Source organism: Vibrio sp. OPT41 (assembly GCF_015163595.1).
Taxonomy (GTDB): Bacteria; Pseudomonadota; Gammaproteobacteria; order Enterobacterales; family Vibrionaceae; genus Vibrio; species Vibrio alginolyticus.
In genome coordinates, this window is the sequence record NZ_JADDYH010000015.1 from 12,079 (window position 1) to 33,450 (window position 21,372).

A 21,372-nucleotide genomic window follows, 5' to 3' on the forward strand; every position below is an offset into this window, starting at 1 on the left:
ATTCATCCAGTTGTTGCTCGTTGACCAAGAAAATGCGACGTCGCGCCATTTCTCGAATCAACTCGCTGTAAAGCTCATCAAATTGTTCGTTAAGCTTTAGTGCTTTCGACTGCATTTTGGTTAACAGTCGTTTAGGGCTATCACTGCCACCGCGCTCTTGGCTGATTAGGATTCTGCGCTTCACGTCCGCAAAGCGTACTTTGTAAAATTCATCTAAATTGTTGGAAAAGATCCCAAGAAAGCGAATACGTTCGATCAAAGGGACGGTTTTATCGGCAGCTTCTTGTAATACTCGTTCGTTGAAAGACAACCAACTCAGCTCTTTTTCTATATATAGTTTTTCTGCGCTCATAACCTTACCTAGCCAAAAGTGAAGTATTACGTACTCATCTTGGAAAAATGGATGAGTGAGAACATTATGAGATTTTCATTACAGATTTATTTCATACCACGCATTGCATAAGAGTTGTATTCTTTTCAGGTGTTTAATGTGATCTGTAATATAATTGTCATCTTAACGACATATTCTAGTACTAAGTCAAAAAAGGTAGAGATATAAATGGCACAAGCCGAGTTTTCATTGCAGGAAAAAGATAAGAAACGACTGATAAAAGATCGTTTAGTTCGACTTGCAGTGACATCCGGTGGTGTCGGCGTACTCGCGGCGCTTATTTTGATCTTTGTCTACCTCGCCATGGTGATCATTCCGCTTTTTTCTGATGCGGAGATCAAAACCAACCAAGCCATTCGAGCCACTCATATTGAAACACCACTTGCGATTTCAGTGGATGATTACGCTCAGCTCGCGTTCGTTCTAACCCAAAGTGGTGAGATTCAATATTTGTCGATGGACGATCCTACGAAACCTGCGGTGTATACACAGCAAATCGTCCAGAAACCCGTCGCTTTCTCTCAATCTGCTCCTGGGCTAGGTTGGTATGGATTTGTTGATGGGCAGGGTAAAGCGAACCTTTTCAAGCCAGAATTTAATGCCACATTGAGAGAAAATACACGTCCTCCGGAAGTGATTGAGCTAGACACCAGCATGGATCTGACACTAAGTACGCCTCAAGATCCTGTGACTCAGTTTGTATTTGCAGCTTCGACGCCCTTACCAACGATTGTTTGGCAGAAGCAAAGCGGTGAAGTGAAAGCTCGCTGGCAAGTGGCTTCGTCTTTGGGTACGCCTCCTACAACGATCGATTTTACGTTCTCTTCAGGCTTTAATACGCCTCAGCAAATGTTGTTGACACCTGACGGTGAAACGCTTTATTTGCGCGATGGCTCTGAGTTGATCGTGTTAAAGAAAACCGCACGTAAATTTGCTGTGCGAGAGGTGGTCGATCTCACTCAAGGTGATAAGAAGCATTCCGTTCGTACGATAGACTTATTGGCTGGTGCTTACTCGCTTTTGGTGACGCACAACGATGGTCGGGTGTCGCAATGGTTTGATACGCTGCAAGAAGAAAAACGCACGTTAACGCATATTCGTGATTTTAAATTGGCATCAGAGCTTAAGTATTTGTTGCCGGATTCTCATCGAAAAGGATTTTATAGCTTTTACACCAACGGCACGTTGCAAAGCCATTATACAACCAGTGAAAAACTGGTGTTGTTTAAGCGTGCGTACAATCAAGCGCCCGCAATCGCAGCAATGTCTAACAATGAACGCTACTTAATCACTTGGCAAAATAATGCGTTAAATGTTGCGGAAGTGGACAATGCCTATCCGGAAATTTCATTGTCTTCATTATGGCAAGAAGTGTGGTACGAAGGGTATCCTGAGCCTGAATTTGTGTGGCAATCGACTTCGGCGAGCGATAACTTTGAGGCTAAGTTCAGCCTAGTACCTATTGCGTTTGGAACGATAAAAGCGGCGATGTTTGCGATGCTGTTTTCAGTACCGCTCGCAGTGCTAGGTGCTATTTATACGGCTTACTTTATGTCGCCACGCATGCGTCGTGTAGTAAAACCGTCGATTGAGCTAATGGAAGCACTGCCGACGGTGATCATAGGTTTCCTCGCGGGATTGTGGTTCGCGCCTATTGTCGAAGATCATTTGATTACGATCGTCGTTATGCTGTTTGTTTTGCCCTTGAGCACCATGATTATGGGCGGGCTATGGGCATTAATACCGCAACCTTTGCGGAATCGTCTGCCTAATGGTTGGCATGCTTTAGTGCTCATGCCTGTCATATTGGTACTGATTGGGCTTGGAGTGTGGATTTCGCCTACGATTGAGCAGACGTTCTTTGGTGGCGATATGCGCTTATTCTTAACCGAGCATGGTATTGGTTACGATCAACGCAATGCATTGGTGGTGGGGTTAGCGATGGGGTTTGCTGTTATCCCGACGATTTTTACCATTGCCGAAGATGCCATTTTCTCTGTACCGAAGCATTTATCGGATGGCTCTTTGGCATTAGGGGCCACGCCTTGGCAAACTTTAATCTATGTTGTCTTGCTTACTGCAAGCCCAGGTATTTTTTCTGCCATTATGATGGGCCTGGGACGCGCTGTTGGCGAAACCATGATTGTATTAATGGCAACGGGCAATACGCCATTAATGGATTGGAATATTTTGGAAGGATTGCGCAGCCTGTCGGCGACCATCGCCGTTGAGTTGCCAGAGTCGGAAGTTGGAAGTTCGCATTATCGCCTGCTGTTCCTAGCTGCATTGATTTTATTTGTGTTTACGTTTGCAGTAAACGCGCTTGCGGAGTGGGTTCGTCAGAGACTGAGAGATAAGTACCGTGCGTTGTAATAATGGTTTGAATAAAGAGCGAGTAATAACGTGTTAAATTGGATTCGTTCTGGCGCACCGTGGATATGGCTAACAGGCGGTGCAGTCAGCATCAGTTTGTTGTCGGTATTAGGGTTGTTACTCCTTATCGGCTGGAAAGGCCTGACTTACTTTTGGCCAGCGCCCTTGTATCAGTGGAATGTTGCAGCGCTGACTCCTGTACAAGGTGAAGTGCTACATGAAAATACTATTCTGATTGGTCAAGTGTATGAGCGCAGCTTTGTACCGAAGAGTTATTTGCCTGAAAGCGCAGCACAACAGTTAGAAGACGATGAAGATTTTGCCACGCGACTCAACATCAAAATCGCTAACCGAGAGTTGTATCCCGCCGATTTTATCTCCGTATTGCAAATGCAGTTGGATGAGCCCACGACGCCAAAAGAGTGGGCGGTGATAGAGCGCAGTAGCGGTGGTTATTTCTTTGGTAAGCTGGTGGCGTTTCAAGATGGCGATAATATATACACCAGTGATATTCAATCGATACTAAATAAAAAGCTTGATGATGCAGAAACTCTGCGCCATGAGATTGATTCTTTGGTGGTCGATCAGCTTAAAGAGCTTGGTTGGAAGCTAGAGCAGTTGCGATTAGAAAAGCGCAAGCATGAATTGAATGACACGCTGACAGAAAGCTTCTTAAAGGAAAATCAGACGAAAAAAGAGCAGATAGAAAAAGCGCTTGCGACGTTAGATTTGCAACTTGATGGTTTACGACTTCAGCTCTCTGACTATGCCTTGATTGTCGAGGATATGACGGGGTCACAAGTATCGATTCCGCTCGAAGATATTTTGGACTACTGGTATCCAAACCAAATGTCACTGCCTGATAAAGTCATGCATTGGGGAAAACAGGTTTGGAAGTTTTTATCTGAAGATCCAAGAGAGTCTAACTCCGAAGGAGGCGTGTTCCCTGCGATATTTGGTACGGTTTTCTTAGTACTCATTATGTCGATCATTGTGATGCCACTTGGGGTGATCGCCGCTATCTATCTACATGAATACGCTAAGAATAACGCTCTAACCAGAGTGATTCGTATTGCAGTTATAAACCTAGCGGGTGTTCCATCGATTGTTTATGGCGTGTTTGGTTTAGGCTTCTTCGTTTATACGATAGGTGCCTCTATCGACAACGTATTCTATGCGGAGAAGCTACCGGCACCAACCTTTGGTACGCCGGGTTTGTTATGGTCTGCACTAACTCTTGCCGTGCTGACGCTTCCAGTTGTGATTGTGACTACTGAAGAAGGTTTAACTCGTATTCCGAGCTCAGTACGACATGGTTCTCTGGCGCTTGGTGCAACTCAGTTCGAAACACTATGGCGTGTGGTTTTACCTATGGCGACGCCAGCTATTATCACAGGTTTGATCCTTGCGATTGCACGTGCAGCTGGCGAAGTAGCGCCACTGATGCTGGTGGGGGTCGTGAAATTGGCATCCAGTTTACCGGTTGACGGACAATTCCCTTATGTGCATTTGGATAGAAAGTTCATGCATTTAGGTTTTCACATTTACGATGTTGGCTTTCAAACCTCCAACATCGAAGCGGCGCGACCATTAGTTTATGCTACCTCTTTCTTACTCGTGACAGTGATTGTCGGGCTAAACTTAACAGCAATCAGTATTCGCAATAATTTACGAGAAAAATACAGAACGTTAGGACAAGATTAAGTATGTTTAATTTTGATAGTACATTAGGTTATGAGCCACCATTGGATGTTCATAATTTAACGGATGAACAAACAGCCATCTCAATCGAGAACCTTAATCTGTTCTATGGTCAAACTCAGGCGCTGCATGATATTTCGATGCGAATTCCCAAAGGGCGAGTCACCGCTTTTATCGGTCCTTCAGGGTGTGGAAAGTCGACGTTATTACGTTGCATCAATCGCATGAACGACTTAGTGGAAGGGTGTCGAGTCACAGGTAAAGTGCGTCTCCACGGCAAGAATGTTTATCATCCTAATGTCGATGTTGCGACACTTCGACGCCGAGTGGGGATGGTGTTTCAAAGACCCAATCCATTTCCTAAGTCTATTTATGAAAACGTAGTTTATGGCTTACGCTTACAAGGTGTAAAAAACAGCCGCAGTTTAGATGACGCAGTGGAGCGATCCTTGCGCTCGGCGGCGTTGTGGGATGAGGTAAAAGACCGCTTGCATGAGAACGCATTTGGCTTATCTGGTGGTCAGCAACAGCGCTTGGTCATTGCACGTGCGGTGGCGATTGAGCCGGAAGTCCTGTTATTGGACGAGCCAACATCAGCGTTGGATCCAATCTCAACTTTAACTATTGAAGAGCTTATCAATGAGCTGAAGACTCAATATACTGTCGTTATCGTTACCCATAATATGCAACAAGCGGCGCGAGTGAGTGATCATACTGCATTCATTCATATGGGTAAGTTAATTGAATACTCTGACGCGGATTCGATCTTCACTTCGCCAATGAAGAAACAGACCGAAGATTACATTACGGGTCGCTACGGTTAAGTCGCGACTCTATACGGAATAAGGAACATCATGCACTTTGGACGTCATATTTCAGGACAATTTAACGTAGAGCTAGAATCGATTCGTACTCATGTATTAACCATGGGGGGCTTGGTAGAACAGCAGCTTTCGTATGCTATTCAAGCCTTGCATAAAGAAGACATCGAACTGGCGCGTAAGGTTGTGCGTGACGATCATAAAGTGAATGCGATGGAAGTCTCGATCGATGACGCCTGTACACGCATTATTGCTAAGCGTCAGCCAACGGCAAAAGACTTGCGCTTAATTATGGCTATCATCAAAACGATCACTGATTTAGAACGTATCGGTGACGTGGCGACACGTATTGCTTACGTTGCCATTGAAAGCCCATCATCAAAAGAACGACAATTCCAAGTGTCGTTAGAGCCTCTCTGCCGTCAGGCAATTAATATGCTGCATCAGGTTTTAGACGCGTTTGCCCGTATGGATGTAGAAGCGGCAGCAGAGGTGCACAAACAAGATGACAAACTAGACGCCGAGTATGAAGCGGTGATTCGTCAGTTGATGACTTACATGATGGAAGATCCAAAAAATATCCCTAATATTCTGCAAGTGATGTGGTCTGCACGCGCGATTGAACGCGTGGGGGACCGCTGCCAGAACATCTGTGAATACATTATTTACTTTGTGAAAGGGAAAGATGTACGCCACCTAGGTGATCAAAGTATTGATGACGTACTGAAGTAACTGACTTCAACAAATAGACCAGCTTTTAGGCTGGCCTATTTATTAGAGAGAAGGAAAGCACGTTAATATTTATCAGGAACGAAGGTCTGATCATCAATGGGCGCTCTGACGTAACCTTCTTTATTGAGTTCAGGTAATTCGATGGGTGAGTACTCAAGTGCTTTGTAATCAATCTGGCTTAGTAAATGACTGATACAGTTCAAGCGCGCTTTCTTTTTGTCATCTGAAGGGACGACCCACCAAGGGCAGTTTTTCGTGTCTGTATAGGCAAACATCTTATCTTTTGCTTCCGAATACTCCGCCCAGCGATGACGTGACTCTAAATCCATTGGGCTGAATTTCCAACGTTTGATCGGCGTATTAATTCGACCTAGAAAACGTTTTTCCTGCTCTTCGTCTGAAACCGAAAACCAATACTTAATCAGAATAATCCCAGAGCGTTGCAACATTCTCTCGAATTCAGGGCAAGAGCGTAAAAACTCCTCGTATTCGTCTGGAGTACAGAACCCCATGACTTTTTCGACACCTGCTCGGTTATACCAACTTCGGTCAAATAAAACGATTTCACCAGCAGATGGTAAATGAGCGACGTAACGTTGGAAGTACCATTGCGTTTTTTCTTTTTCGGTCGGTGCAGGCAGAGCCACTACGCGACAAACACGCGGGTTTAGCTTTTCTGTAATTCGCTTTATCACTCCGCCTTTGCCCGCAGCATCACGGCCTTCAAACAGAACAACCACTTTTAACCCTTTGTGTTTGACCCACTCTTGAAGTTTTACGAGCTCAACTTGAAGGTTTTTGAGCTCCTTTTCGTATTCCTTTTTCTTCAATTTAGACATACACCTTTCCTCACTCCTTGATAAACAATATGTTAGCACTCAAAAGCTATGCGCGTGAGGTTACGGTGGTCTATTTGAGAGTTGCTACGACATCGGTTATGGCTTGTGTACTTGTGATGGGGATTAAAAAATCATCGACATCGGATGCGCCCATTTTGCTTTGTTCAGCAACAAAGGTCATTTGGCTAGGGCGTGTGGTTTTGCCTGACAGATGGATTTCAGGAACTTGAGTGTCTTCTACTAACGCACGTACGTTACTCGCATTAACGCCAGCCCCCGCCATGATTGCTATGCGTCCTTGGGCTTGCTTAACCAAAGCTCTAAGCACATCGATCCCTTGTGGTGCTGAAGGCGCAAGACCGGAGGTTAAAATACGTTCACAACCTAAGCTGATCACTTCTTCCAAAGTTTTTTCAGCGTCACGACACTGGTCAAAGGCACGATGGAAGGTCACGCCTAAGCCAAGCGCTTGAGCAAATTCACACAGCGCAGCCGCGTAAGGCATATGAATATCACCGTCTTGAGTGAGCACGCCGAACACGACACCGCTCAAGCCTGATTGGTGAGCCGCTTCAATATCCCAACGCATCATTTCGATCTCTTCTTCATTGTAGAAGAAGTCACCTTGGCGTGGGCGGATCATGGCATAAACTGGAACACTCGAAAGCTTAGCCGCTTGCTGCATAAAACCATAACTGGGTGTTAGTCCGCCTAAAGCCAAAGAGGAGCAAAGTTCAATCCGAGTGGCGCCGCCAGCAATGGCGTAGTGCAGAGATTCAATATTATCAATACAGACTTCTAGGTGAGTAACCACGTTCATTCATCCTGCTAACGTTACAAATAAGTGTTGTGGCTAAGATATTAACAGGGCCAGTAAGCAGAATCTGTATGGAGGAGATGATAAATAGAGGTAAAGTTTACGCTAAAGCGTTACCTCATTTTGGCGGTTTATCTGAAGGAAAAAGAAAGCCCAGAGCAGAGGCTCTGGGCTTTGATAGGACTTTACTTAGACTGATTGGCGTTTGCGGTTTTCCGCATTAGCTTATTGCTTTATATACATCCAACCATCACACCCGTTGAGCTAGGGTGAAGGTCTATTATTTTTTGCCTAGGTCAGCTGCGTGCTCAGATAGGAACGCTGCAACACCTTTTGGAGATGCGTCCATACCTGCTTTACCTTCTTCCCATTGTGCAGGACATACTTCGCCGTGCTTCTGGTGGAAGTTAAGAGCGTCAACCATGCGTAGCATTTCGTCGATGTTACGGCCTAGTGGTAGGTCGTTAACTACTTGGTGACGTACAACGCCTTCTTCGTCGATTAGGAAAGAACCACGGAAAGCAACGCCTGCTTCTGGGTGCTCAACGTCGTAAGCTTTACAGATTTCGTGCTTAACGTCAGCAACTAGTGGGTACTTAACTTGACCGATACCGCCATCTTCGATAGCAGTGTTACGCCATGCGTTGTGAGAGAACTGAGAATCGATAGAAACACCGATTACTTCAACACCTTTAGCTTGGAAGTCAGCTAGACGGTTGTCGAATGCGATTAGCTCAGATGGGCAAACGAAAGTGAAATCTAGTGGGTAGAAGAATACTACTGCTTTCTTACCTTTAGTGAACTCTGCAAAGTTGAAGTTTTCAACGATTTCACCGTTACCTAGAACAGCTGCTGCAGTAAAATCAGGGGCTTGACGACCTACTAGTACCATTTTTTTGCTCCTAAAAAGTATGGTTAGCTCCAAACCGAATTCAGTTGTGTCGGTTTGGTTCGTGTTTGTACGAGACAAACTATAGTACAGATTGTAGTATTGAAAAAAGCGAAATAAATAGATTGAGTTAATCGAAAAAAACGATAATAACAAAACTCTTAACTCGATCACTGGAACGGCGGTAGATACAAATACAATTATGAATAAATGGCCCAGTTTGAAGCAGTTACACTATTTAGTCACACTGCATGAAACAAGACATTTTAGTGACGCTGCAGAGCGTTGTTTTGTCAGTCAGTCGACTTTAAGTAAGGGTATTCAAAACTTAGAGGAATTGATAGGTTGTCCCTTATATGAAAAGAAAGATAAGAAAAGTCCACTGGTTTTTACCCAAACAGGAGAAATGGTAGTAAAGCAGGGGCGAGAGCTGTTAGCAAAAGGGCAAGATTTGGTCGAGCTTGGACGTATGTGCCAAGGCGACGATATGCAAGGCCAGCTAAAAGTAGGATGTATACCAACAATTGCTCCGTTTTTACTGTGTGATTTGGTACAAGAGGTGAACTACCGTTTTCCACAACTGAATCTTTTATTAAGAGAAGACACGACGACAAACTTACTTCAAGCGCTCAGACATGGTGAGCTGGATGTGCTTATTTTAGCGTTACCAGTCGAAATTGATGGGATGGAAAGCCGAGTAGTGGGTAAGGATCCGTTTCGAATGGTTATAAGCGCTAATCAAGCCCAATCGGTCCCTGTGCCGATTCGTTACGCGGATTTACCTGACGAATCCGTCTTTCTACTAGAGAAAGAACATTGCTTAACGGAACATGCGGTATCAGCGTGTAAATTAACAGACAAAGAAAAAATCAATCCGTTTACGGCAACCAGCCTCCATACACTGGTGCAAATGGTTGCGAATGGTTTGGGAACAACGTTCATTCCTCAAATGGCTATCGACCATGGCTTGCTGCATAACCAGAATTTAGTCGTGATCGATCCTCCTGGTAAACAAGCTTATCGCGAAATCGGCTTAGTTTGGCGTCCGAGCTCGTCAAGAACGAAAACATTTAATCAACTTGCAGAAGTCGTTTCAGAGCTGCTTTAGCTATTAGTATTAGCCCTTACTTCTCCATTATTTATCTAAAAGCGCACTGGAAACAGTGCGCTTTCTAGTATTTTATTCTGTTGGTAAACTTTGACTTGTAAAATTTTACAGCTCTTCTTTGATGAAGCTTTCATAAAATAGTGAAATTTCACAATGTTAATTTTACACAAAGCCCTGCATACCTTGTTTGACCCCTGTTTAAATACATCTCTTCAGCCCTTGTGAATACAAGGTGTTTGTTTACCAGTCTATATTCATACGCTTGTTTGAAATGATAAAACGACTTTAAATTTAATGTAATTTTATTACGTAATAACTTACAAAATAAGGCGCTTGATAGATGGTTTTTACCTTGCGGAATAAAACTTTGAATTTTCTGTTTTGTTTATATTGGGGGTTTCACTAAACCCCTTGTTGATATAGCTTATTTAAAGGCCGATACGACTTATGTCTAGATTGAAAATACACGTAGCATTACGCAATCTATCGGCATGGCTAGACGAGTTGAACACAAAGTTAAAGGATGTAATTTGTTGTTCATAACTTACAAATGTAGCTTTACGCTGACTGCCCAAGATTGATAAAGCACGTTAAGGATGAATGATTATGCTTGCTCAGACAGAACAAAAAACACAACAACTAAAGCAAACCCAAGGCATGCTTGAGGTGAATGGAGTCGTTGCTCCAGAACATCAAGCAATTTTCCCTGTTGAAGCCCAAACCTTTTTATCTCTACTGTGTGAAAAATTTGCCGGACGTGTTGAACAGTTGCTGGAAGCAAGAGAAGAGAAGCAAGCACGTATTGATGCTGGTGAGCTACCAGATTTTCTACCAGAGACACAAGACATCCGTGAAGGAAGTTGGAAGATCCTAGGAATCCCACAAGATCTGCAAGATCGCCGTGTGGAGATTACCGGACCAACTGACCGCAAGATGGTGATTAACGCACTGAATGCGAATGTAAAAGTGTTCATGGCAGACTTCGAAGATTCAATGTCTCCTGCATGGAGTAAAGTGCTAGATGGTCAAATTAACTTGCGCGATGCTGTTAATGGCACCATCAGTTACACCAATCCTGGCAATGGCAAACATTATCAGCTGGAAGATGACCCAGCGGTGTTGATCTGCCGTGTTCGCGGCCTTCATTTAAAAGAAAAACACGTTACGTGGCACGGTCAGATCATTCCAGGTGCGCTATTCGATTTCGCTCTGTATTTCTATAACAACTACAAAGCGTTACTTCAAAAAGGCAGCGGCCCTTATTTCTACCTTCCAAAACTGCAATCGCATCACGAAGCGAAGTGGTGGAGCGAAGTGTTCCATTTCACGGAAGACTATTTCGGTTTGGATACAGGCACGATCAAAGCGACTGTGCTGATTGAAACCTTACCAGCGGTATTTGAAATGGACGAGATTCTGTTCTCGCTTAAAGAACACATCGTTGGTTTGAACTGTGGTCGCTGGGATTACATCTTTAGCTACATCAAAACATTGAAAAAACACTCAGACCGAGTACTGCCAGATCGCCAAGTGGTAACGATGGACAAGCCATTCTTAAACGCTTACTCGCGATTATTGGTACGTACTTGCCATAAACGAGGTGCTTTCGCGATGGGAGGAATGGCCGCATTTATCCCAGCTAAAGACCCGAAAGAGAATCAAAAAGTATTAGACAAGATCCAGACTGACAAATCGTTAGAAGCTAACAACGGCCACGACGGTACTTGGGTGGCTCATCCAGGTTTGGCTGACACTGCTATGGAAGTCTTTAGTGCTGTGCTGGGTGAACGCACCAACCAGTTGGATGTGAGCCGTGCAGAGGATGCGCCTATTACAGCAGCTGAACTGCTTGAGCCTTGTGAAGGCGAGCGCACTGAAGGCGGAATGCGCCACAATATTCGCGTTGCGCTGCAATACATCGAAGCTTGGATTTCTGGCAATGGTTGTGTGCCGATTTACGGACTGATGGAAGACGCAGCAACGGCAGAAATCTCACGCGCCTCTATCTGGCAATGGATTCAACACGGCAAGTCGCTAGACAACGGATTAAAGGTCACTAAAGAGCTGTTCGAGCTCTATCTCAAAGAGGAGATTGAAGTCGTGAAGCAAGAAATTGGCGAGCAGCGCTACCATGCGGGTCGATTTGAAGAAGCAGCAGACTTAATGGCAAGGCTCACGACGAGCGATGAACTGACCAACTTTTTGACAGTTCCTGGTTATGACTACCTGGATTAATAAAGAATAACTGTAACACCAATAACGTGAAGGATTTTCAAGGCAGATAGGGAAGTACTGCCTGAGAACGGAAACTCAACGCACACGCATAAAGTGCAAATTATAAAGAGGGATAGACCAATGACTAACTTAACTCGCCGCCAACAAATTGAAGCTCTGGAAAAAGACTGGGCAACTAACCCACGCTGGAAAAATGTGAAGCGTACTTACACTGCCGAGGAAGTGGTGGAACTGCGTGGCTCTATGGTGCCTGCAAACACAATTGCACAACGTGGTGCAGACAAACTTTGGTCACTGGTCAACGGTAGTGCGAAAAAAGGTTACGTAAACTGTCTTGGTGCGCTAACGGGTGGTCAAGCCGTTCAACAAGCTAAGGCAGGTATTGAAGCGATCTATCTGTCAGGCTGGCAGGTAGCGGCGGATAACAACACCGCTTCGACGATGTATCCAGACCAATCTCTTTACCCAGTAGATTCTGTACCGTCAGTAGTAAAGCGTATCAACAACTCATTCCGTCGTGCAGACCAAATTCAGTGGGCTGCTGGTAAGACGCCTGAAGATGAAGGTGGTATTGATTACTTCCTACCTATCGTAGCGGATGCTGAAGCGGGCTTTGGTGGTGTGCTTAACGCTTACGAACTAATGAAATCGATGATCGAAGCCGGTGCCGCGGGCGTTCACTTTGAAGACCAGTTAGCATCGGTGAAAAAGTGTGGTCATATGGGGGGTAAGGTATTAGTTCCTACGCAAGAAGCGGTACAAAAGCTCGTTGCAGCTCGTTTGGCTGCTGACGTAGCGGGAACAACAACATTAGTTATTGCTCGTACTGATGCGAATGCGGCGGATCTCATTACTTCAGATTGCGACCCATATGATAAAGACTTTATTGAAGGTGAGCGTACTCAAGAAGGTTTCTACCGCGTTCGCGCGGGTATCGACCAAGCTATCTCTCGCGGTCTGGCTTACGCACCATATGCAGACTTGATTTGGTGTGAAACGGCTACGCCATGTTTGGAAGAAGCACGTAAGTTTGCAGAAGCAATTCACGCTGAATACCCAGATCAATTGTTGGCGTACAACTGCTCGCCTTCATTCAACTGGGAGAAAAACCTAGATGCAGAAACCATTGCTAAGTTCCAACAAGAGCTTGCAGACATGGGCTACAAGTACCAATTCATCACGCTAGCAGGCATTCACAACATGTGGTTCAACATGTTTGAACTGGCACACGCTTACGCTCAAGGTGAAGGTATGCGTCATTATGTTGAGAAAGTTCAGCGTCCTGAATTCCAAGCAGCTGAAAAAGGCTATACGTTTGTTGCGCACCAACAAGAAGTAGGTACAGGTTACTTCGATAGAATGACCAATACTATCCAAGGTGGTAACTCTTCAGTGACAGCATTGACAGGTTCGACCGAAGAAGACCAATTCTAATTGGCAGAGAAACACTTCCTTAATCAGCGTCAGTAATGGCATTTTGAGCGGCAACCCTGCCGCTCTTTTTTCGTTTAACCGGTGTAAAAACGAAACTTACAACAAAGAGAATACGCTTGCGTACTACTCTTCCTGCTCGATTTCTTCAGGTTCCACTTCTTCTTGTAGTTCCAATAAGTTAATCGCAATCGTCACGAAGTCACTATCAGTAATAATGCCGACCAATCGACCTTTGGTGACAACAGGTAGACAGCCAACTTTATGCTTTTGCATATAGATAGCGCTCTCTTTGAGCCCCGCGATAGGCTCTGCCGTCATGATGTTGGTGTGCATCATTTCGTAGAGCGGTGTGTCTAAAGTAAAAGATTGTTCAGCCTCATCTGGGTGCAAGCTCGATTCTTGAGCAGCAAGAATGTCGCGTTGAGTCACCAAGCCTTGTAAGTGGTTATTGGCATCAACAACCGGAATGTGTCGAATATCAAGCGCATCCATCATGCTTTTTGCATCACGCAAGGTGTGCGTGCGCAGTAAGGTATGAGGATTACGAGTCATCATGTCTTCAACCTTGATCATAGAGACCTCCAGCGGCATTGTCCTTCTCTTAAATATAGAGAATATTTTTCTGTATATCTGGGAGCTAACTCGTTTTTCATCAATTAAATAGCACAATGCTGATGGGCTGCGTAATCTGTGTTTTATTGGTGTTTTTATTAATTTGAATAAGTCGGTTTGTGTGCGAGTCAGTTGGCATTTTTAGTTGATATTGAATGTGTTCCCAAGGTAATCCAATGAATTGAATCGCACATTTTTATTCGCTGGATTTTCCAAGATTCTTCTCTCGAAGAAGATACGTCCAGGCTTACCAAATTGAAGACAGCAACCTAGATGAAACGAACAACGTGTAACAAACTTATTGCGCTGGCAGTGGCGGCATTCAGTGTGCCATCAACACAGGCGATTGTGTTAGGAGATGAACAAACCGATCCTGTTGACCGCGTTACTTTGCGAGCTAGTAATATGGCAGAGTTTCCGCTGTGTGGTGGAACGATGCTGACAGAGCAATGGGTACTGACTGCGGCGCACTGTGTGGTGATGGGACAAGGAACCAATGAAGCAACCTACTATGTGACCCCGCCGGGTGAGCTGTCGGTGAATGCGAATGTGTATGAACTTAATTCTGCAGGGCTTGATAACTTCTATCCGGTGTCTCACGTTGTGGTTCATCCGGATTACACTCGGATTTCAAAAGCTGAGACCGACAGTAATGGCAACGTGAAACCTATCCAAACCGGTTTAGATTCAGACATCGCGTTGCTGTATCTCACGCGCCCAGTGGCAAACGCGAGCTTTGCTGACCTAGTGAGTAAAGTTGACATGGAGAGTATCGAAGCACGTTTGGTGGCGGATTGGAATGATAATTACCTGACCAATCAACGTGTCGAAAATGTGCAAGTGTTTGGATGGGGGACTACTCAGCCGGATGCTTCTGAACCTTCTAATACGCTCAAAACCACCATTAGCACATTTTTACCCATCGACAAATGTTATGAGCGTTTAGAAATTGGCAGCAGTTTTCCGGGGATCATTGATTCAAGAGACAACCAAACCAAAATTTGTACGCTACCAACACAAAACCATGTATTGGAGCCAGATAGCCATACTCAATATGGCAACTCTGCATGTAAAGGTGACAGTGGTGGCCCGTTGGTCGATGTGGCGACCGGCAAACAAATTGGTATTGTTAGTGGCGGCCCCCTTATTCTACCAACGTGTGGCTCTTTGACGATCCCAAGTTTCTACACCAAGGTGAGCCACTATTACGACTGGGTACAGTCTTACATCACTGCCGATGCGCCACCAAGTCGTTACATCATTGCGCCGAATTTTATCAAAAGTGCTAACAATGAAAGTGGTGACAATAAAGAGTGTCACGATGGCATTGCGACCAATAACTGTGATTTCAAAGGCTCAGATGATGAAGGTGGCAGTCTAGGGTTTTGGTTATTGGGTTTATTCGTGCCGTTATTCTTGTGGCGAAAGCGTGAGGTTTGATAGGGCGATTGGAATGCCAAACTAATAAGCAGCGGTATACGCTGCTTTGCTTTTTTCATGTTCTCTCTTTTGGGCTCAAATTAAAAATAGTGCCAAGTAATCGAGGCTTTTCACGTTTTATTACACTCTTCACCATGGCTTTTACTGCTATATTCTGGTGATTTGCTTGCTATTGCAGCATGTAAACATATACTAGTCTGCTGCGAAAAACTCGTCGCAATTTTATCGTCGCCTAGACGTGATTTGACCAATAGATAAGACAAGTAACATGCAAGTATCAGATTTCCATTTCGACCTTCCAGATGAACTCATCGCTCGCTACCCTCAACCAGAGCGTACCGCTAGCCGACTGCTGCAAATGGACGGCAATACCGGAGAGCTCATTGATGGCACATTTACTGATGTATTGGGCCAAGTTCAACCCGGTGACTTAGTGGTGTTTAATAATACACGTGTTATTCCTGCTCGTCTTTTTGGCCGCAAGGAATCGGGCGGTAAATTAGAAGTGCTAGTGGAGCGCATGTTGGATGAGAAAAGCATCCTCGCGCACGTTCGTTGCTCTAAATCACCAAAACCAGGTACAACCATTATTGTTGGCGAGAATGATGAATATTCAGCAGAAATGGTTGCACGCCATGATGCTTTATTTGAACTGAAATTTAGTTCTGATAAGACGGTACTAGAAATTCTGGAAGAAATCGGCCATATGCCGCTTCCTCCTTACATCGACCGTCCAGACGAAGATGCAGATAAAGAGCGTTACCAAACGGTATATAATCAAAAGCCAGGTGCGGTTGCGGCACCGACGGCGGGCCTTCACTTTGATGATGTTCTCTTGGAGAAAATCAAAGCGAAAGGTGCAGAGTTTGCTTACGTTACTTTGCACGTTGGGGCGGGTACATTCCAGCCAGTAAAAGTGGAAAATATCAACGATCACCACATGCATGCCGAGTACGTAGAAGTACCACAAGAAGTCGTCGACGCAATTAAAGCGACGAAAGCGCGTGGCGGACGAATTATTGCTGTTGGTACCACATCTGTGCGTTCACTTGAAAGTGCAGCGCAAGACGCATTGCAAAAAGGGACTGAGCTGGCCCCATTCTTTGGCGATACTGAAATCTTTATTTTCCCTGGTTACGAATATCAGCTAGTGGATTGCTTGATCACAAACTTCCACTTGCCTGAATCAACACTGATCATGTTGGTGAGTGCATTTGCTGGATACGAGAACACCATGAATGCTTACAAACATGCGGTGGAAAACAAATACCGTTTCTTCTCGTATGGCGATTCAATGTTCATCAAGAAGAAAACGGCGTAGTTAAAAATAGATTTACGAGTGCTAGCAGTAAGCTAGGAAATAAAGCATCCATTGCTTTGTCTCTCGCAAGGAAAAGCGACCGCTCCTTAAAGTAGGGTAGAGCCCTAAACACTCAGTCAGACTGTTTCTCTGACACCCGGAGGCATCGTGAAATTAAAATTCGATCTTAAGAAGAAAAACGGCAATGCACGTCGTGGTCAACTGACTTTCGAACGCGGCACTGTTCAAACTCCTGCGTTCATGCCAGTAGGTACTTACGGTACCGTTAAAGGTATGACACCAGAAGAAGTAAAAGGTACTGGTGCAGAAATTCTGCTAGGTAATACGTTCCACCTGTGGCTACGTCCTGGTCAAGAAGTGATGAAAATGCACGGTGACCTGCACGATTTTATGAACTGGCACGGTCCTATTCTTACTGATTCAGGCGGCTTCCAAGTATTCAGCCTTGGTAAGATGCGTACGATCACTGAAGAGGGTGTTCACTTTCGTAACCCAGTAAACGGTGACAAGATTTTCATGGACGCAGAAAAGTCGATGGAAATTCAAAAAGACCTGGGCTCTGACATCGTTATGATTTTTGACGAGTGTACGCCTTACCCAGCGACACACGATGAAGCGAAGAAATCGATGGAAATGTCATTACGCTGGGCACAGCGTTCACGTGACCACTTCGAGAAGCTAGAAAACCCGAACAACCTATTTGGTATTGTCCAAGGTGGTGTTTACGAAGATTTACGTGATGTGTCGGTAAAAGGTCTAACGGAAATCGGTTTTGACGGTTACGCGGTTGGTGGTTTGGCAGTAGGTGAGCCTAAAGAAGACATGCACCGTATTCTTGAGCATACTTGTCCTCAACTTCCTGAAGACAAACCTCGCTACTTGATGGGCGTAGGTAAGCCAGAAGACTTGGTTGAAGGTGTTCGTCGTGGTATCGACATGTTTGACTGTGTAATGCCAACGCGTAACGCACGTAATGGTCACTTATTTGTGACTGGTGGTGTGATCAAGATCCGTAATGCGAAACATAAAACGGATACAACACCATTGGATCCGCATTGTGACTGTTACACTTGTCAAAACTACAGCAAGTCGTACCTTCACCATTTAGAGCGTTGTAATGAAATCTTAGGCGCTCGCTTGAATACAATCCATAACCTGCGTTACTACCAGCGTCTGATGGAAAGCATTCGTAAAGCAATTGATGAAGATCGCTTCGATGAATTTGTTACTGAGTTCTATGAGCGTCGTGGCCGTGAAGTGCCACCACTAGCAAAAGAGCAGTAATTGAAAAACTAAAAGAATTAAAGCCTTTGGCATGTCGCCAGAGGCTTTTGCTAATAAAGTAGGCTAACGCACGTTATTTTTGAGAGAGCGATCTCTATTAGTTACTCTCAGACTTGAATCTAAAATGCGAAAGCCCAATTTGTTTGATTATCAATAAAATATAATGAGGATGTTTTAATGTTTATTTCTCAGGCTCACGCAGCAGCAGAAGGCGCGCCAGCAGGCGGTGGTTTTGAAATGCTAATCATGCTTGGCATGTTCGCAGTGATCTTTTACTTCATGATTTACCGCCCACAAGCGAAACGCGTAAAAGAACACAAAAACCTAATGGCTTCTATGGGCAAAGGCGACGAAGTTTTAACTAGCGGTGGCCTAGTGGGTAAAATCACTAAGATTGCTGAAGACAATGACTACATTTCAATTGAGCTTAACGCGAACAATGAAGTAGTAATCAAGAAAGACTTCATCACTGCAGTGCTACCAAAAGGTACGCTTAAGTCTCTATAAAACAGCTAAAGGATCCTCGCTGTGCTAAACCGTTATCCATTATGGAAGTACTTGATGGTGCTTTTTGCCATCATCACCGCTGCGTTATACGCACTTCCAAATATCTACGGTGAAGATCCGGCTATTCAAGTTACAGGGGCGCGTGGCGCCTCTGTAGATATGTCAACGCTGGATGCTGTCACTACTGCTCTTAACAAAGAGCAACTTTCTCATAAATCCATTGCTCTCGAAGATGGATCAATTCTTGTTCGTTTTAACGACACTGACACACAAATCAGTGCTCGTGATGTCATCAGCGAAGCGCTAGGCAAAGACACAATTGTTGCACTTAACCTTGCACCTTCTACACCCGATTGGCTAGAAGCGATTGGCGCGTCACCATTGAAGCTAGGTCTTGACCTTCGCGGTGGTGTTCACTTCTTAATGGAAGTGGATATGGATGCAGCGATGGAAAAGCTTGTTGGTCAACAAGAAGAAGCTTTCCGTAGCGAACTTCGTGACGCCAAGATTCGTTACCGTGCAATCCGCCCTTCTGGAAAAGAAGCGGTAGAAGTGTTGTTGCGTAACGAAGAGCAATTAGCAGAAGCGAAAGCAACGCTAGAAAAGAATCACCCGGACATGATTTTTGTCGATTCTGATTCAAATGGCCGTTACGCTCTTACTGCAACCTTTACTGAGCAACGTTTACAAGAGATCCGTAACTATGCTGTTGAGCAAAACATTACGATTTTACGTAATCGTGTCAACGAACTAGGTGTTGCGGAACCATTGGTTCAACGTCAAGGTGCTAGTCGCATTGTAGTTGAACTGCCTGGTGTTCAAGACACTGCTCGTGCAAAAGAAATTCTCGGAGCTACGGCAACGCTTGAATTCCGTGAAGTTGATGATAAAGCTGACCTATCGGCAGCGGCAAATGGTCGTGCGCCAGCAGGTAGTGAAATCAAGATGGACCGTGATGGTCGCCCAGTTGTGCTTAAGAAGCGCGTTATTCTTGGCGGTCAAAGCATCACAGATGCAAGCTCAAGTGTTGATGAATATGGTCGTCCACAAGTTAACATCTCGCTAGACAGCGAAGGTGGTAATAAGATGTCTGCGTTCTCTAAGAAGAACATTGGTAAGCTAATGGCTACCGTGTTTGCAGAATACAAAGACAGTGGCCGTCGTACGCCTGAAGGCAAAGTTATTCTGGATAAGCATGAAGAAGTCATCAACCAAGCAACGATTCAATCGGCTCTTGGTCGTAACTTCCGTATCACAGGTATCGACTCTGCTGCAGAAGCACACAACCTAGCACTTTTACTACGTGCTGGTGCACTGATTGCACCTATCTCTATCGTTGAAGAACGTACCATTGGTCCATCAATGGGCCAGCAAAACATCGATATGGGTATCCAAGCATGTATCTGGGGTATGGTTGCCGTAATGCTATTTACCCTGCTTTACTACCGCGGCTTTGGTTTGATTGCAAACATTGCTCTAATGGCAAACTTAGTGCTTATCATTGGTGTTATGTCGATGATTCCAGGCGCTACCATGACGCTTCCGGGGATAGCCGGTATCGTGTTAACAGTCGGTATGGCAGTTGATGCGAACGTACTGATCTTCGAGCGTATCCGTGAAGAAATTCGTGATGGACGTAGTCCACAACAAGCGATTCACCAAGGTTACGCGAATGCATTCAGCACGATTGCTGATGCGAACATCACAACACTAATTACTGCAATCATTCTATTTGCGGTCGGTACAGGTGCGGTGAAAGGTTTCGCAGTTACTCTATCTATCGGTATCTTAACTTCAATGTTCACCGCCATTATTGGTACACGTTGTATCGTGAACCTGATCTACGGTGGCAAACGCGTTGATAAATTGTCGATCTAAGGCTGGGAATTAATATGTTTCAAATTCTAAAAGCAGAGAAGACGATCGGCTTTATGCGTTGGTCGAAAGTAGCATTCGTTTTTTCAATTATAATGATTGCTGCTTCTATCTTCACTTTGTCAACCAAGTGGCTTAATTGGGGTCTAGATTTCACTGGCGGTACTCTTATCGAGGTCGGTTTTGAACAGCCAGCAAACCTTGAAGAGATTCGTGCAGCACTAGATTCAAAAGGCTTTGGCGATGCGACAGTACAAAACTTCGGTAGTGCTCGTGAAGTCATGGTTCGTCTTCGTCCACGTGATGACGTTTCTGGTGAAACGCTAGGTAACCAAATCATTGGTGCTATCAAAGATGGTACTGGCGAAAGCGTAGAAATGCGTCGTATTGAGTTCGTAGGTCCCAACGTTGGTGATGAGCTAACAGAAGCTGGTGGTCTAGCGATCTTGGTATCGCTGATCTGTATTCTGCTTTATGTATCGATGCGATTTGAATGGCGTCTAGCGGCTGGTGCGGTAATGGCATTGGCTCACGATATAATTATCACGCTAGGTGTCTTCTCGTTTCTACAAATTGAAGTTGACCTGACTATCGTAGCTGCGCTACTGACGGTTGTGGGCTACTCACTCAACGATACCATCGTTGTATTTGACCGGATTCGTGAAAACTTCCGTAAGATGCGTAAGGGTGAACCTTCAGACATTATGGACGCCTCAATCACTCAAACGTTGAGCCGTACATTGATTACATCTGGTACGACGTTGTTCGTGGTAATTGCACTGTTCATGCAGGGTGGTGCTATGATTCACGGCTTTGCAACCGCACTTTTACTCGGTATCACTGTAGGTACTTACTCTTCTATCTACGTAGCATCAGCACTGGCTCTAAAACTGGGTATCCAGAAAGAGCACTTGATGCCACCTCAAGTAGAAAAAGAGGGTGCAGAGTTCGACGAAATGCCATAAGGCAGATTGAGAACCGAAAACAAAAACC

16 protein-coding genes and 3 pseudogenes are annotated in these 21,372 nt (G+C 44.8%); 14 read left to right on the forward strand and 5 right to left on the reverse strand.

The genetic code is table 11. The features are described from left to right. Window positions 1-352 (reverse strand): annotated as a pseudogene (locus IQP38_RS26315) (RNA degradosome polyphosphate kinase); the annotation flags it as partial. 207 nt (window positions 353-559) lie between these two features. Here IQP38_RS26315 and IQP38_RS07785 point away from each other — a divergent pair. The 5 genes and pseudogenes from IQP38_RS07785 (at window position 560) to phoU (ending at window position 6,018) form a co-directional block, all read left to right on the forward strand. Beyond that, the gene (locus IQP38_RS07785) at window positions 560-2,764 is read left to right on the forward strand and encodes an ABC transporter permease subunit (RefSeq protein WP_053302966.1); all 2,205 of its coding nucleotides are present in this window, start codon (window positions 560-562) and stop codon (window positions 2,762-2,764) included. A gap of 30 nt (window positions 2,765-2,794) precedes the next feature. Beyond that, window positions 2,795-3,026 (forward strand): annotated as a pseudogene (locus IQP38_RS27025) (phosphate ABC transporter, permease protein PstA); the annotation flags it as partial. A 65-nt stretch (window positions 3,027-3,091) separates the two neighbouring features. Then, window positions 3,092-4,468 (forward strand): annotated as a pseudogene (gene pstA, locus IQP38_RS07790) (phosphate ABC transporter permease PstA); the annotation flags it as partial. A gap of 2 nt (window positions 4,469-4,470) precedes the next feature. After that, window positions 4,471-5,289: a phosphate ABC transporter ATP-binding protein PstB gene (gene pstB, locus IQP38_RS07795; protein ID WP_005381745.1), complete on the forward strand. Its 819-nt coding sequence runs from the start codon at window positions 4,471-4,473 to the stop codon at window positions 5,287-5,289. A gap of 30 nt (window positions 5,290-5,319) precedes the next feature. Further along, window positions 5,320-6,018, forward strand: a complete 699-nt coding sequence (gene phoU / locus IQP38_RS07800) for a phosphate signaling complex protein PhoU (RefSeq protein ID WP_005381744.1) — start codon at window positions 5,320-5,322, stop codon at window positions 6,016-6,018. Window positions 6,019-6,080: 62 nt separating this feature from the next. Here the strand turns inward: phoU and ppk2 are convergent, their stop codons facing one another. The 3 genes from ppk2 to IQP38_RS07815 form a co-directional block, all read right to left on the reverse strand. Next, window positions 6,081-6,857: a polyphosphate kinase 2 gene (gene ppk2, locus IQP38_RS07805; protein WP_005381743.1), complete on the reverse strand. Its 777-nt coding sequence runs from the start codon at window positions 6,855-6,857 to the stop codon at window positions 6,081-6,083. Between the two features lie 70 nt (window positions 6,858-6,927). Continuing rightward, window positions 6,928-7,671: a copper homeostasis protein CutC gene (locus IQP38_RS07810; protein WP_086026665.1), complete on the reverse strand. Its 744-nt coding sequence runs from the start codon at window positions 7,669-7,671 to the stop codon at window positions 6,928-6,930. Window positions 7,672-7,954: 283 nt separating this feature from the next. Then, window positions 7,955-8,566, reverse strand: a complete 612-nt coding sequence (locus IQP38_RS07815; RefSeq protein WP_005381738.1) for a peroxiredoxin C — start codon at window positions 8,564-8,566, stop codon at window positions 7,955-7,957. Window positions 8,567-8,765: 199 nt separating this feature from the next. Here IQP38_RS07815 and IQP38_RS07820 point away from each other — a divergent pair, with 199 nt between their 5' ends. The 3 genes from IQP38_RS07820 (at window position 8,766) to aceA (ending at window position 13,340) form a co-directional block, all read left to right on the forward strand. Continuing rightward, a complete protein-coding gene (locus tag IQP38_RS07820) occupies window positions 8,766-9,671 on the forward strand; it encodes a hydrogen peroxide-inducible genes activator (RefSeq protein ID WP_005383681.1) in 906 nt (301 codons plus the stop codon). A gap of 606 nt (window positions 9,672-10,277) precedes the next feature. Beyond that, window positions 10,278-11,906, forward strand: coding sequence for a malate synthase A (aceB, locus tag IQP38_RS07825; RefSeq protein WP_017820561.1), 1,629 nt, complete (start codon window positions 10,278-10,280; stop codon window positions 11,904-11,906). A 120-nt stretch (window positions 11,907-12,026) separates the two neighbouring features. Further along, window positions 12,027-13,340: an isocitrate lyase gene (gene aceA, locus IQP38_RS07830; protein WP_005381733.1), complete on the forward strand. Its 1,314-nt coding sequence runs from the start codon at window positions 12,027-12,029 to the stop codon at window positions 13,338-13,340. 123 nt (window positions 13,341-13,463) lie between these two features. On the opposite strand, the gene IQP38_RS07835 is transcribed toward aceA, so the two are convergent. Then, window positions 13,464-13,913 (reverse strand): CBS domain-containing protein, encoded by a 450-nt coding sequence (locus tag IQP38_RS07835; protein ID WP_017820562.1) that lies wholly within the window; start codon window positions 13,911-13,913, stop codon window positions 13,464-13,466. Between the two features lie 312 nt (window positions 13,914-14,225). On the opposite strand from IQP38_RS07835, the gene IQP38_RS07840 reads away from it, so the two are divergent. The 6 genes from IQP38_RS07840 to secF all read left to right on the forward strand — a co-directional run bounded on the left by IQP38_RS07840 (window position 14,226) and on the right by secF (window position 21,344). Further along, window positions 14,226-15,392: a trypsin-like serine protease gene (locus IQP38_RS07840; protein WP_054729192.1), complete on the forward strand. Its 1,167-nt coding sequence runs from the start codon at window positions 14,226-14,228 to the stop codon at window positions 15,390-15,392. A 268-nt stretch (window positions 15,393-15,660) separates the two neighbouring features. After that, window positions 15,661-16,713: a tRNA preQ1(34) S-adenosylmethionine ribosyltransferase-isomerase QueA gene (queA, locus tag IQP38_RS07845; protein ID WP_025768859.1), complete on the forward strand. Its 1,053-nt coding sequence runs from the start codon at window positions 15,661-15,663 to the stop codon at window positions 16,711-16,713. 147 nt (window positions 16,714-16,860) lie between these two features. Beyond that, window positions 16,861-17,997 (forward strand): tRNA guanosine(34) transglycosylase Tgt, encoded by a 1,137-nt coding sequence (gene tgt / locus IQP38_RS07850; protein WP_005381727.1) that lies wholly within the window; start codon window positions 16,861-16,863, stop codon window positions 17,995-17,997. A 177-nt stretch (window positions 17,998-18,174) separates the two neighbouring features. Further along, the gene (gene yajC, locus IQP38_RS07855) at window positions 18,175-18,504 is read left to right on the forward strand and encodes a preprotein translocase subunit YajC (protein WP_005381725.1); all 330 of its coding nucleotides are present in this window, start codon (window positions 18,175-18,177) and stop codon (window positions 18,502-18,504) included. A 21-nt stretch (window positions 18,505-18,525) separates the two neighbouring features. Beyond that, window positions 18,526-20,382, forward strand: coding sequence for a protein translocase subunit SecD (gene secD / locus IQP38_RS07860; RefSeq protein ID WP_005381724.1), 1,857 nt, complete (start codon window positions 18,526-18,528; stop codon window positions 20,380-20,382). Between the two features lie 14 nt (window positions 20,383-20,396). Then, window positions 20,397-21,344 carry a protein translocase subunit SecF gene (secF, locus tag IQP38_RS07865; protein WP_005383689.1) on the forward strand — a complete coding sequence of 316 codons (948 nt, stop codon included), beginning with the start codon at window positions 20,397-20,399 and terminating at the stop codon, window positions 21,342-21,344. Window positions 21,345-21,372 lie beyond the last annotated feature (28 nt).